Genomic DNA, 12381 nt, shown 5'->3' on the forward strand with positions numbered 1-12381 from the left:
GCTGCCGAGAGGCGGCGTGCCCATCGCAATTGAAATAGGGCGGCGGCTCGGCGCCCCGATCGACCTTGTGCTCGTGCGCAAGATCGGCGCTCCAGGATATCCGGAGGTGGCGCTCGGCGCGGTGACGGACGGGGAGGAGGCGCTGACGGTCGTTAATCCGGAGGTCGCTCGCCGCAGCGGCGCGAGCCCCGCCTATTTGCAGCAAGCGCGCGCCCGCGAACTGGCCGAGATCGAACGTCGCCGCGCGATCTACCTTGGGGAGCGTCCTCGACCGAACCCCAAGGGGCGCACGGCGATTGTCGCCGATGATGGTCTGGCCACCGGCGCAACCGCTCGGGCCGCCGGAGCAGCGTTGCGCGCGCAGGGGGCGGCGCGACTGGTGCTTGCCGCGCCCGTCGCCTCTCGCGACGCTGCCGCCGCACTGACCGATATCTTCGATGATGTGATCTGCCTGGAACAGCCGGAGCCGTTCTATGGGGTGGGCGCCTCCTATCGGGACTTCCATCAACTGTCCGACGCCGAGGTTGTCGACGCCCTGCGCGACTTCAGTCTTCGCGGCTGAGTTGCTTTTGCATGACGCCGGGTCCGAGATGGTCGTGGAACCAGGCGATTGCGAGGTCCGTGACCGCTTGGAGCGCGCCCGGTTCCTCGAAGAGATGGGTTGCGCCGGGAACGATGGCGAGTTCGACGTGAGCCGACATCTGCTGGGCGGCGTGGCGGTTCAACGCGATCACGGCTTCGTCGCGGCCGCCGACCACGAGAAGGGTTGGCGCCTGGACGTCCGGTAGGGCTGCGCCGGCGAGGTCGGGCCGCCCGCCACGGGACACGACGGCGCGCACCCGAGCAGGTCTTTCAGCCGCCGCGCGGAGCGCTGCGCCGGCGCCGGTGCTGGCGCCAAACAACCCAATGGGAAGATGAGCGAGCGCCGGCTGGTTGCTCGCCCAATCGATAGCCTGGACGAGCCGCTCGCCGAGCAGGGGCATGTCGAAGACGTTGGCGCGCTCGGCTTCTTCGCCTTGGGTCAGCAAGTCCATCAGAAGGCTCGCCAGGCCGCTTGCGACCAGCGCCTGGGCTACGGCCTGATTGCGTGGACTGCGCCGGCTCGAGCCGCTGCCATGCGCGAAGATCACCAAGCCGCGCGGCAGGGGCGCGGCTTGGAGGTCGGCCTCAAGCTGCAGAGGGGGAATTCGTACGCGTGTAATTGGCGGCTGCATCAGGCTTCTCCCGCACTTGTCCTGATGCGTAGCCCCTCTGACGATCCATGCTTTGACGCGGCTCAAGCCCCGAGCCGACGCAACACGTTATCGCAAAGGCGCTCTCGACGCCTGAGGAGGAACGTCATGACGCACGCAGATGCAGCGTTGGACCTGTCCGCCAAAGTTCGGGAGGCCGCGCGACCGCTGCCCGACTATGACGATCCGGCCTTCGGCGCCGCCTTCGACAGTTTCGGCGACGCTCGGATCGTCCTGCTCGGCGAATGCACGCACGGCACGTCGGAGTTCTATCGGGCCAGAGCCGCCATCAGCCGGCGCCTTATCGAGCGGCACGGCTTTCGGATCGTGGCGCTGGAAGCCGACTGGCCCGACGTCGCCGACCTCGACCGGTTTGTGCGCAATAGAGGCATCTGGGGCCAACAGGACAGCTTCTTGAGGTTTCCGCGCTGGATGTGGCGCAACGCCGAGTTCCACGGCTTTCTGCGTGACTTGCGCGCGTGGAACCTGCCCCGCGAGCCCGATGATCGCGCGGAACTCCGCGGACTCGATGTCTACAGCCTCACGGAATCGGCAGCCCAAGTCATCGCCTATCTAGATCGCGTCGACCCCGCGGGGGCGGCGCAGGCGCGCCGCCGCTACGGATGTCTCAGTCCCTTCTTTGAGCATCCGACCCACTACGGCGCGGCCGCCCGCCTAGGATCCGCCGACTGCGAGGACGCCGTCGTGGGGCAGTTGGCGTCCATGATCCATAAGCGCTTCGCCTACGGCGCCATGGATGGGCAGGACTATTTGGACGCCGAGCAGAACGCTCGCGTCGTGGCGGCGGCCGAAACCTACTATCGCGCCATGTACCGCAGTTCGGTCGAGAGCTGGAACCGCCGCGACGGGCACATGTTTGCGACCCTGCTGCGGCTCATGGAATCGCGCGGATCTGACAGCAAGGCGATCGTATGGGCGCACAACTCCCACATCGGCGATGCGGCAGCGACCGCCATGGGGGCGTCGGGCGAGTTCAATATCGGGCAACTCTGCAAGGAGGCGTTCGGCCCGCGCTGTGTTTCGATCGGCTTTAGTACCGATCGGGGGAGCGTTCTTGCAGCCGATGAATGGGGTCTTGAGCCACGGAAGATGAGCATTGTCCCTGCTCGGCGGGAGAGTTGGGAGCATGTCTTCAACGCCGGGGGACGCCCACGCGCTCTGATCGACTGGCGCGCAAACCCCGATCTTGCGCAGTCGCTGTCTTGGGCTCGACTGGAACGCGCCATCGGAGTGATCTATCGCCCCGACACTGAGCTTCAGAGCCACTATTTCCACGCGAACTTGTCACGGCAATTCGATGCGCTTGTCTGGATCGCAGAGACGACTGCGGTGAACCCGTCGCCAGGCATTTCGGCAGAGGGGGAGCCGGACATCTATCCCTTTGGCCTCTAGACGCGACACGAGCGCGGCGGCGAGCGCCACGCGGCGGAATGCCTCCTGGTGATCGGCGCAGCTCGTAGCTTGGCGCCGAACTGGCTGACCTCCTGCGCCTGCTCGTCGGTTGGGTTGAGCGGGGGCCAGACCGGGCCCGGGGCGGCGGCGTCGACCCGGATGCCTTGGGGGTCAGGTGGCCGGCCAGCGCCCGGCGCTTGGATCGAAGCCATCATCAAACTGTTACGCAGAGCGTCTTTAGGAGCGCAGCCTGCATTTGCCGGGGGCTGCCCGGGCCTGCAGCCCAATGGAGAACCGGCGGTCGCATCCCATGAATGGCGAGCGGGACATCATTACGGCTTGGATCGCCCGGGAAATCGTCCCCCACGAAGGCGCCATGCGCAAGTGGCTGGCGCGGCGCTGGCGCGGCGCGGTCGATGCGGAGGACGTCATCCAGGAAGCCTATTGTCGCCTCGCCGGACTGGCGCAGGTCGACCATATCGACAATCCGGCCGCCTATTTTCACCGCACCGTCCATACCGCGGCCACCGACATGGCGCGGCGGGCCGGCGGAAATAATCTCGTCTCGGTGAGCCAGGACGACTGGTTCGGCGTCATCGATAACAGGCCCCTGCAGGATCGCACGCTGGAGGCGAGCGAGGAGCTGCGGCGGGTGAACATGCTGCTGTCGAATCTTTCCGACACCTGCCGACGGGTCATCGAGCTGCGGCGCATCGAGGGGCTGACGCGCAAGGAGACCTCCGAGCGGTTGGGTGTGAGCGAAAACGAGGTGAAGAACCTGTTGGTGCGCGGGCTGCAGAAGGTCCTGAAATCGATGGCCGAGCAGGACGCTGAGGGCGAAGGCGAGGCGAGCGCCCCACGGAAGGTGCAGGCGAATGGCTAACGCAGCTTCAGCGGGCGTCATCGACGAGCAGGCCGCGCAGTGGGCGGTCGAGGCCGCGTGCGGCGAGCTTACCGCGCAAGGGCGCGCCGAGCTGAAGGCGTGGCTGGCGGCGGACCGGCGCCATCGCGGCGCCTATGCGCGGGCGCGGGCGGTGTTCATGGCCATGGAAGACGCCGTGGTCGGCGCCCGGCCCCCGGCAAGGGCGCCGCAGCCGGTGTTGGTGCATGAGGCGCCGGGGCCGCTCGCCACGAGGCCTGCGCGCCGGAGCGGAGGGAAAGTATTCGGCGCGGCGCTGGCCGCCTCGCTTGCCGTGGTGGTGGCGGTCGGGGCGCTGGTCGCCGCGCGTCCTCTGCCGGTCGGTCCGGCGGCCGAGCAGGTCGTCCGGCTGCAGGACGGCTCGGTCGCCACACTGCAGGGCGATGCGCGGATCGACGTGGCGCTGTCGCCGGACGCCCGGCGCATCACCCTGCTGAGCGGCGGCGCCACCTTCCGGGTGGCCAAGGACCTGGCTCGCCCGTTCGTGGTGCGGGCCGGCGAGGTGAGCGCCCAGGCGACAGGGACGGTCTATTCGGTGGAACGGGTCGGCGAGCGGGGCGGAACGGTGAAGGTGCTGGAAGGCAGCGTGCTGGTCTGGCGCGGCGAGGCGCGGGAAGCGGCGGCGCTGCTGCGCGCCGGCCAGTCGCTGACCCTCGACCCGTCAGCGCCCGCGGCGCGGCCGCGGGTGGAGAAGGTGACGAGCCGGGCGCCGGCGCGGCCAGTCGCGCCGGCGCAGATCGCCCTCGACGACACGCCGATCGCGGAGGCGGTGGTGCGCTTCAACCGCATCAACAGGACCAAGATCGTGCTGGCCGACCCGGAGATCGGCGACATCCGCATCGTCGGCCTGTTCAAGGCGGACGATCCAGAAGAGTTCGCGCGCATGGCGGCGGCGGTGTCGGGGGGCGAGGTCGAGCGCGGCGGCGGGACGATCGTAATAAAACTGAGATAAATCAGAGCAGAACATTTCACAGATCTGGCCCGATCCAAATCCGGGAGAGCCCCTGTCGAGAGATTGAAAGACGTCAATCTTCGGGGGTCCACTAAGTGCGTTCCATGTTCCAGTCGACTGCTTCCGCCGCTGCGGTCGCAGCGATGCTCTGCGTTCCGGCATTGGCTCAGGCCCAGACGCGCAACTTCGATGTAGCGGCGCAGCCCGCCTCGAGCGGCATCCAGGAATTCGCTCGCCAGGCGGGAATCCGGATCATCGCCACGGCCGCCGACACCCGCGAGCGCCGGACCAACGCGCTGCAGGGCAGCCTCGACACCCGCGCGGCGATGGAGCGGCTGCTGTCGGGCACCGGGCTTTCGGTGCGCAGCTTCGACGGCTCCACCGCGGTGCTGAGCGCCTCCGACGGACGCAGCGAGGCGGACGCCGAGGTCGAGACGCTGGTCGTCACCGGCAGCCGCATCGCCCGCCCGGAGCTGGACTCGTCCATGCCGGTCAGCGTCGTTTCGTTCGACGCGGCCAAGGATTTCGGCCGGTTCACCGCCTATGACGCGCTGAAGCAGGTGCCGGCCATCGCGCCGGGCCTGGGCGAATGGAGCTCGCGCAGCCAGGCCTATGACAAGGGCGTCGCCAACATCAACCTGCGCAACATGGGCGCGAACCGATCGCTGGTGGTGGTCGACGGACACCGCTGGGTCTCGGGCGGCGCGCGTACGATGGCGGTCGACCTCAACACCATTCCCTCGGCGCTGATCGAGCGGTTCGAGGTCGTCACCGGCGGGGCGGCGGCGATCTACGGCGCGGACGCGGTGACCGGTGCGGTCAACGTCATCATGAAGAAGCAGATGGACGGCGTTTCGGCCTCGGCGACGGCCGGGGTCTCCGAGGACGGCGACGCCGAACAGTACCAGTTCTCCGCGGCGACGGGCTTCAAGTTCGCGGGCGACCGCGCCCGCGTCGTGATCGGCGGCAACTACATCTATACCTCTCCGGTGCTGGCCACTGACCGCTACCCGAAGAACTGGGCCTATCAGGTCAATCCGGACAACACAGGACCGAACGACGGCATCCCGGACAACATCATCGTCGACACCAAGCAGTTCTACCGGTCGAACTACTCGACCTTCTGCCTCTTCGACCGCCAGGGATGCGGCACGACGCGGAACGGGGACTGGTATCAGCTGATCAACGGCCAGGTGGTGCAGATCCCGCGCGACTCCTATCGCGTCATCACCACCGGCGAGCTGGGCACCCAGGCGGGCGGGCCGGACACCGCCTTCGGCACCCTGACCAACATCACCATTCGCGATGAGTCCAAGAAGGCGTCGGCCTACGCCAACCTGTCCTACGACCTGACGCCGGACATCGTCTGGAACACCTCGTTCGGCCTGGCGCAGAGTTGGGTCAGCGGCAGCAGCTCATGGCCGCACTATCGCGACGATTTCCGGCCGACCAACTGGTGGGGGATAAATCCTGCCACCGGAGCGGGCCACTCGGGGGAAATCGCGCGGCTGACCGATCCCTTTCTGCCGGAATCGCTGCGCCAGTTCATGGTGGCCAATGGCCTGACCTCGATCCCCCTGAACCGCCAATACACCAACCTGCCGATCCAGCAGGAGATCCACGACCGCACGGCCTTCACCCTGGGCTCCGACGTCGGCGGCCCGCTGACCGGGCGGCTGAACTGGCAGGCCTTCGCCCGCTACGGCCAGGTGAAGGATGAGGTCCGCTACACCAACATGCTCGGCAAGCGCGAGTGGCTGTATGGGCGCGACGCCATCATGCTGGACGGGCAGGTCGTCTGCGCCGACGCCGGCGCCCGCGCGGCCGGGTGCGTGCCCTTCAACTTCTACACCACCGACGCGCCCAGCCAGGCCTGGGTGGACTATGCGATGTACGACCGCCACGAGCGGACGAAGAACCGTATGCTGAACGCCGGCGTCGGCGTCGACGGGAGCCTTTTCACGCTGCCGGCCGGCGACGTGCTGGTGGCCGCCGGGCTTGAGTGGCGGCAGGAGAAGCTCAACACGCGCGACGATCCTGACGTCGCCAAGCTCAGCAACATCATCTGGGCGCCGGGCATGGACCACTCGGTGCACCCGTCGATGGACGCCACCCGCAACGTTTCGGAAGCCTACGCGGAGCTGGTTGTCCCCGTGCTCAGCGACGTTCCGTTCGCGCACAAGCTCACGGTCGAAGGGGCCTATCGCTACTCCCACTATAACGACAACCCGTCGACGGACACCTGGAAGGTCGGGTTCAACTGGGCGCCCATCGCCGGCCTCACCGTGCGTGGGGCCAAGTCGTACAGCGTGCGCGCGCCCAACTTCGGCGAGCTCTTCTCGCCTGTCGGCGTGCAGAACCTGGGCAATATTTCCGACCCCTGTGAAGCACGGCTCATCACCCAGGACAAAGACCGGGCGGCCAATTGCGCGGCCACGGTGCCAGGGTGGAACGGGCCGCTGCCCGACGCCAACCTCAACGCCCCCAGGATCTTCACCGGCGGCAATCCGAACCTGACGCCCGAGACCGGCGACACGCATTCGTTCGGCGTCGTCGTGCAGCCGAGCTTCGTCCCCGGCTTCGACCTCACGGTCGACTATTGGGCGATCGACATCGAGAATGTCGTCACCTCGATCGCGTACACCACCATCATGAACAACTGCGTGGACGCTAGCGGAGGCCCGGACATGGGCTACTGCCGGTTCGTGCATCGCCACGCGAGCAGCGGACCGGGCCACCTGGCCGGCCAGGTGGACTATGTGGAGGCGCAGTTCGCCAACCTGGCCGCGCGCCGCTCGCGCGGGATCGACTATTCCGCCAACTACCGCGTCCCGATCGGCGACGGCACGCTGCGGCTCAGCTTTATGGGATCGCAGCTGCTCGAGCAGACCACGATCGCCCAGTCCGGCGGCGCGGGCAGCGATGCGGCCGGGCAGTGGAACAACCCCAAGTTCAGGGGCGCGCTGACGGCCGGGTACGAGATCGGGCGGTTCAGGCTCGGCGTGAACACCACCTACACCTCGGCCAGCCGCTTCAACGTCAACGACCAGTCGGACGAGACGCGGGAGAAGTCCGAGGTCCCCGCGTACGTCAACCACAACCTGAGCCTGACGTTTAGCCCGACGGATCAGTACAGCGTCCAGTTCGGGGTGCGGAACTTCACCAACAACAGGATCGACCATCCGGTGCTGCAGTGGACCTATGCCGGCCCGAACCAGACTGAAGGAAACGCACAAGGCGTCGCCTTCATGGACGCGGTCGGCCGCTACTTCTACCTCACCCTCAAGGCGGACTTCTGACCATGCGGATGCTTCTCTCGATCATCGCTTCCGCCGCGATGCTCATGCCGGACGTCTTGGCGCACGCAGCCGAGCCCAGCCGGCCGATCGTCATCGCCCACCGCGGCGGTGCATTGCTGATGCCGGAAAACACCTTGCCGGCCTTCGATCACGCCATCGCGCTCGGCGCCGAAATGCTCGAGTTCGACATGGTGGTGACCGCCGACGACCAGCTCGTTGTGCAGCATGACCCCACGGTCAACGCGACCTTCTGTACGCCCGAGCCCGGCTCCGGCGTCTCGCCGGGACCTATCCGGGCGATGAAGCTGGCGGACGTGCTCAAGTTCGATTGCGGTTCGAAGCACCGGGCCATCTATCCGACCCAGGAGCCTGTTCCCGGGGCGCGCATGCCGACGCCTGACGCGGTGTTCGCCCGCTATAGGGACACGCCGGTGCTGTTCTTCGGCGAGACCAAGATGCCCAAGCCTGCGGAGGGGCAAGTCGATCCGGTGGCGTTCGCCCGCCTGGTCGAGGCCGCCGTTCGCAAGCACGGCCTGGAGGACCGCTTTATCCTTCAGTCCTTCGACTGGAGGACGCTGGAGGCGATGCACGACATCAACCCGCGCATTCGCACCTGCCTGCTGGGCGCCAAGGCCGAAAAGGGCGCGTATCTGCCGCTGCTCCGCCAGCATCACGCCAGTTGCCTCACCTTGAGCTCCAGGGTCACGGACGCGGCCGAGGTGAAGCAGCTGCGCGACGCCGGAGTGATGGTGATCTCCGATGTCGTCGATGACGAAGCCGGCTGGCGCATCAATCGTGAGCTAGGCATGAGCGCGATCTTCACGAACGACCCTGCGGGCCTGATCGCATTCCTCAAGCGCTCGCCCAACTGACCCGCTGCGCGCAGGGCGAGGCGTTGGTCCGCTCTGGCGTCAGGCTCGAATGTCCGCAGCTGGCGCATCTGAGACAATGGAGCTACGCCGCCCGCGACGTCCCAGCCGTGTTTACTGGAACGTATAGGGCTAGGGCCGCCCTGGCGCAGAGCTAGAAAAACAGAAAGTCGCCAGAGGTGAGGCTGCTCATCGGGACGCCGGCAAGGACGATCGTCAGGCCATCCAGGCTGATCACCGTATCGGCGCCCACCATAGCCATCTTGCCGAACAGGGCCTGGAAATCGGCCGCCTGCGCGGCCGACAGCCGGATGTGATCGCCCTGCGCGTGGCTGAAGTCCGCAATGACGTCGCGGCCCGCCCCGTTCACGAAACTGAAGAGATCTGCGCCCGCCCCGCCGATTAGGACATCGTCGCCCTTGTCTCCGGAGAGGTAGTCGGCCCCGTCGCCGCCCATGATGAGGTCGTCGCCCTGGCCGCCCAGAACGGTATCGTCGCCGAGGTCGCCCAGCAGCACGTCGTCGCCCGCGTTGCCGTGGACGAAATCGTCGCCCTTGCCGCCGGAGACGGCGTCGTCGCCGAGGTCCCCGAACAGCAGATCGTTCCCCTGGTTGCCATTGAGGAAGTCATCCCCCTGACCGCCGTTGACGATGTCTGCGCCCGCCCCCGCGGAAATGCTGTCGGCGCCGGTATTGCCCTGCAGGACGTCGTTGTTCTGCCCGGCGATCAGGGTGTCGTTCCCCGCGCCGCCGGCGATCGTATCGGCCCCGCTTCCACTCCACTCGATGAGATTGGCCGCGCCGTCGCCGGTGATCAGGGAGCCGGACGGCGTCACGATGGTGACGACCGACGGCGGCGGCGGTTCGGGAGGCGCCGACGCCTCAATGGTGATCTGCAGACCCGCGCCGGCGGGCGACGCGTTTCCCGCCAGATCGGTGATCGTGGCCGAGATCGTGTGTTGGCCGACCGCCAGGGTGCTCGACGTGATCGACCAGTTTCCCGAGCCGTCGGCGGTCGCCGTCCCCAGCACGGTCGTTCCGTCGGTGTCGAACAACGAAACGGCCGCGTTCGCCTCGCTCGTGCCGGTGAAGGTGGGCGTGGCGTCGCTGGTGATGTTGTCGGTGTTCGACGCCCCGGTGTCGGACGCGGCGCTCAGGTCCGGCGCGGAAGGCGCGGCGGCGGACGTGTCGAGCACGTAGCCTGTGAAAGCCGTGTTGGCGTTGCCCGCGACGTCGACGACCTGAACCTTGAGGACGCCGCTGCCGGCGAGCGTGACGCCGTTCCAGCTCAAGGTCGTGCCGCTCACCTTGGAGGTGATGTCGGTCCAGGTCGCGCCGTTGTCCAGCGAGCCCAGTACCTGGTCTCCTGCCGCCAGCCCGCCGCTCAGCACGCCGCTGATGGTTTGCGCTGAAACCTTGGTGACGAAATCGGTCGAGGAAGCGCCGGTGTCGCTCGAAAGGGACAGGCTGCTGACGCTGGCCGGCGCGACCATGTCGTACACATAGGCCTGGCTGAGGCGCGTCCCCTCATTGCCGGCCGTATCGACGACCCGCGCCTGCAGCGTGCTACTTTGGACGAGGGTGACGCCGCTGAGCGACCACGTATTCTGCCCGACCGTCGCGTTGGCGGTGGTCCACGAGGCGCCGTTGTCCATCGAGACCTGAACTTGCTCGGCCGTCGACAGATTGGCTGACAGCGTTCCGCTGACCGTCTGCGCGGCGGTCTTGGTGATGAAGTCGGAGCTGGAGGTCCCCGTGTCGGCCGAAAGGGCGAGCGACGAGATGGTCGTCGTCGGCTGCGTGGTGTCGAGCACGTAGGCCTGGGAGGCGACTGTGCCGTAATTGCCCGCCGTATCGGCGATCCGCACCTTCAGCGTGTCGCTGCCGGCGAGTGTAGCGTGCAGGGACCAGGTGTTCGCGCCCGCCGTGGTGGAGACCACCGTCCAGGTGGCGCCGTTGTCGAGCGAAACGTGAACCTGGTCGCCCGCCGCAAAGGCGCTCGACGCCGTGCCGCTGATGGTCTGCGCAGCGGCGTTGGTGATGAAGTCGCTCGAGGAACTGCCGGTGTCGTTGGACAGGCTGATGCTGCTGACGCCGGACGGCGGCGTGGTGTCGAGCACATAGGCGAAGGACGCCGCCGAGCCCTGATTGCCTGCGGCGTCGTCGACCCGCACCTTCAGCGTGTCGCTGCCTGCGAGGGTGACGGGCGTCGGGAGGTTCCACGTGCTCCCGGACGCCGTGGCCGTTGTCCAGGACTGGCCGTCGTCGAAGGACACAAGAACCGTTTCCCCTGTCCCCAGAGGGCCTGTCAGCGTCCCGCTTACCGACTGCGAAGGCGTGTTCGTGATCAGGTCGCTGTTGGAGAGCCCGGTATCTGCCGAAAAGACCACGGTAGCGCCGGTGACCGTGGGCGCGGCGGTGTCGATGACGATGTTGGCGTTGGCGCCTAGCGAGCCGGCCGCGCCGGGCGTGGCCAGCGTCAGGACGACGGCTGCATGAGTCACGGCGTCGGTGATCGCCGCGCCGTTCAGCGCAAGCGCCGAGGTCGAGGCGTAGTCCAGATCGGCGCTCGTTTCGCCGGCGCCGACCGTGTAGCTGAAGGTCAGGGTCGAGGAGCCGCCGCCGCCCATGTAGGTGGCGGCCCCGCCGCTGTTCAGCGAGAGTGTCGGCGCGCCCCCTGTAGTGTCCACGAGCACCGCGCCGTCGAAGTCGACGGTCAACGTCACTGTGGCGCCGGCCTTGTAACTGCCGCTGGCGGTGACCGCGGTGACGTTGGCGATGTTCGTCATACTAAACTCTCACTGTCCGGAGGATCCGCGATCTGACTGCCGGTCGCTCAAGCGCCCAGCTTTCCGGACGATTTTCTACAGAGCTTGTTAAGACACTCTCGACGCGGGGCTTCACCGGTCCGGCCGCTGCAGGTTTTCCCAATGGTCGCAAAGGACGCGTTCAGAACAACCCACGCGACGAGAAGCGGGACATCGGCGAGCCCGCTTCCTGCCACGCGCCAACGCCCGGATTTGGCGCATGGATATTGCGGGGAGGCTGCTACGGTGCCCCAGCGGCGCGACCGCGCTTGAACGGCGGCCTCCTTCCCCAACTACAGAACTAACGAACAGAGTGAATAGAAAGGACGGCGATATGGCTTTGCTTGACGAGCTCAAAGCTGACCAACTAGCGGCACGTAAGTTGAACGACCGTCTGAAGGCTGACCTGCTCACCACTCTGATCGGCGAAGCTACGCAGATCACGACCGAAGAGTTCAAGCGCGGCGTGACGGAAGTCACGGATGAAAAGGTCGCCGCAACCGTCGCGAAGTTCCTGAAGAATACGAAACTGACGCTGGAGAACCTCGCGAGTGAGCGCGCCCGCCTGATCGAAGCCGGCGGCGATGCGTCGAAGGTCGATCAGCGCACCAAGGCTGCTGAAACCGAACTGGCAATTCTTTCCTCGTATGGCCCAAAGCAGATGACGGAATCGGAACTGCGCAAGGCCATCGACGATTTCCGGGCCAAGAACCCCGACGCTAACGTCGGGACCATCATGGCCCACCTGAAGACTAGCTTCGGCGGCCAGTATGACGGCAAGGCAGCCAGCGCGTTGGCCAGGGGGTGAATGAAGGACACCCCCGCCGTCTGGAGCTGAGCCGCCCATCGCCCGCAATGAGTTGGAAGCGGACCCCGATCTGCGAATGACCA

The 12381-nt window shown here is 66.9% G+C and carries 9 protein-coding genes; 7 read left to right on the forward strand and 2 right to left on the reverse strand.

Annotation, left to right across the window (positions count from 1 at the left end; genetic code table 11):
- The first annotated feature begins 1 nt into the window (after position 1).
- Complete coding sequence (locus tag O4N75_RS07380; protein WP_348649545.1) at positions 2–562, forward strand: phosphoribosyltransferase family protein; 561 nt, start codon at positions 2–4, stop codon at positions 560–562.
- Here O4N75_RS07380 and O4N75_RS07385 read toward each other — a convergent pair.
- Positions 546–1214, reverse strand: a complete 669-nt coding sequence (locus O4N75_RS07385; protein ID WP_269628710.1) for an alpha/beta family hydrolase — start codon at positions 1212–1214, stop codon at positions 546–548. The two genes, O4N75_RS07380 and O4N75_RS07385, sit on opposite strands and share 17 nt — an antisense overlap.
- Positions 1215–1340: 126 nt before the next feature.
- Here O4N75_RS07385 and O4N75_RS07390 point away from each other — a divergent pair, with 126 nt between their 5' ends.
- From O4N75_RS07390 to O4N75_RS07410, 5 genes are all read left to right on the forward strand, one after another.
- Complete coding sequence (locus O4N75_RS07390) at positions 1341–2645, forward strand: erythromycin esterase family protein (protein ID WP_269628711.1); 1305 nt, start codon at positions 1341–1343, stop codon at positions 2643–2645.
- Between the two features lie 376 nt (positions 2646–3021).
- Positions 3022–3528 carry a sigma-70 family RNA polymerase sigma factor gene (locus O4N75_RS07395; RefSeq protein WP_269628712.1) on the forward strand — a complete coding sequence of 169 codons (507 nt, stop codon included), beginning with the start codon at positions 3022–3024 and terminating at the stop codon, positions 3526–3528.
- Positions 3521–4516, forward strand: coding sequence for a FecR domain-containing protein (locus tag O4N75_RS07400; protein WP_269628713.1), 996 nt, complete (start codon positions 3521–3523; stop codon positions 4514–4516). The genes O4N75_RS07395 and O4N75_RS07400 overlap by 8 nt, the downstream gene beginning before the upstream one ends.
- A 104-nt stretch (positions 4517–4620) precedes the next feature.
- Positions 4621–7815, forward strand: a complete 3195-nt coding sequence (locus O4N75_RS07405; protein WP_269628714.1) for a TonB-dependent receptor — start codon at positions 4621–4623, stop codon at positions 7813–7815.
- A 2-nt stretch (positions 7816–7817) separates the two neighbouring features.
- On the forward strand, positions 7818–8687 hold the full coding sequence (locus O4N75_RS07410) for a glycerophosphodiester phosphodiesterase family protein (RefSeq protein ID WP_269628715.1): 870 nt from the start codon (positions 7818–7820) through the stop codon (positions 8685–8687).
- A gap of 151 nt (positions 8688–8838) precedes the next feature.
- Here the strand turns inward: O4N75_RS07410 and O4N75_RS07415 are convergent, their stop codons facing one another.
- On the reverse strand, positions 8839–11472 hold the full coding sequence (locus O4N75_RS07415; RefSeq protein WP_269628716.1) for an Ig-like domain-containing protein: 2634 nt from the start codon (positions 11470–11472) through the stop codon (positions 8839–8841).
- Positions 11473–11824: 352 nt separating this feature from the next.
- On the opposite strand from O4N75_RS07415, the gene O4N75_RS07420 reads away from it, so the two are divergent.
- Positions 11825–12298: a GatB/YqeY domain-containing protein gene (locus O4N75_RS07420; protein ID WP_269628717.1), complete on the forward strand. Its 474-nt coding sequence runs from the start codon at positions 11825–11827 to the stop codon at positions 12296–12298.
- The last annotated feature ends 83 nt before the right edge of the window (positions 12299–12381 follow it).

The sequence above is a fragment of the Phenylobacterium sp. NIBR 498073 genome (genome assembly GCF_027286305.1).
Taxonomy (GTDB): domain Bacteria; phylum Pseudomonadota; class Alphaproteobacteria; order Caulobacterales; family Caulobacteraceae; genus Phenylobacterium.

What these genes read in the sequence shown, in the direction of transcription:
- O4N75_RS07415 (WP_269628716.1), bottom strand. Translation starts at nt 11,472, where the DNA reads ATGACGAACATCGCCAACGTCACCGCGGTCACCGCCAGCGGCAGTTAC.
- O4N75_RS07395 (WP_269628712.1), top strand. Translation starts at nt 3,022, where the DNA reads ATGCGCAAGTGGCTGGCGCGGCGCTGGCGCGGCGCGGTCGATGCGGAG.
- O4N75_RS07420 (WP_269628717.1), top strand. Translation starts at nt 11,825, where the DNA reads ATGGCTTTGCTTGACGAGCTCAAAGCTGACCAACTAGCGGCACGTAAG.
- O4N75_RS07410 (WP_269628715.1), top strand. Translation starts at nt 7,818, where the DNA reads ATGCGGATGCTTCTCTCGATCATCGCTTCCGCCGCGATGCTCATGCCG.
- O4N75_RS07390 (WP_269628711.1), top strand. Translation starts at nt 1,341, where the DNA reads ATGACGCACGCAGATGCAGCGTTGGACCTGTCCGCCAAAGTTCGGGAG.
- O4N75_RS07400 (WP_269628713.1), top strand. Translation starts at nt 3,521, where the DNA reads ATGGCTAACGCAGCTTCAGCGGGCGTCATCGACGAGCAGGCCGCGCAG.
- O4N75_RS07405 (WP_269628714.1), top strand. Translation starts at nt 4,621, where the DNA reads ATGTTCCAGTCGACTGCTTCCGCCGCTGCGGTCGCAGCGATGCTCTGC.
- O4N75_RS07385 (WP_269628710.1), bottom strand. Translation starts at nt 1,214, where the DNA reads ATGCAGCCGCCAATTACACGCGTACGAATTCCCCCTCTGCAGCTTGAG.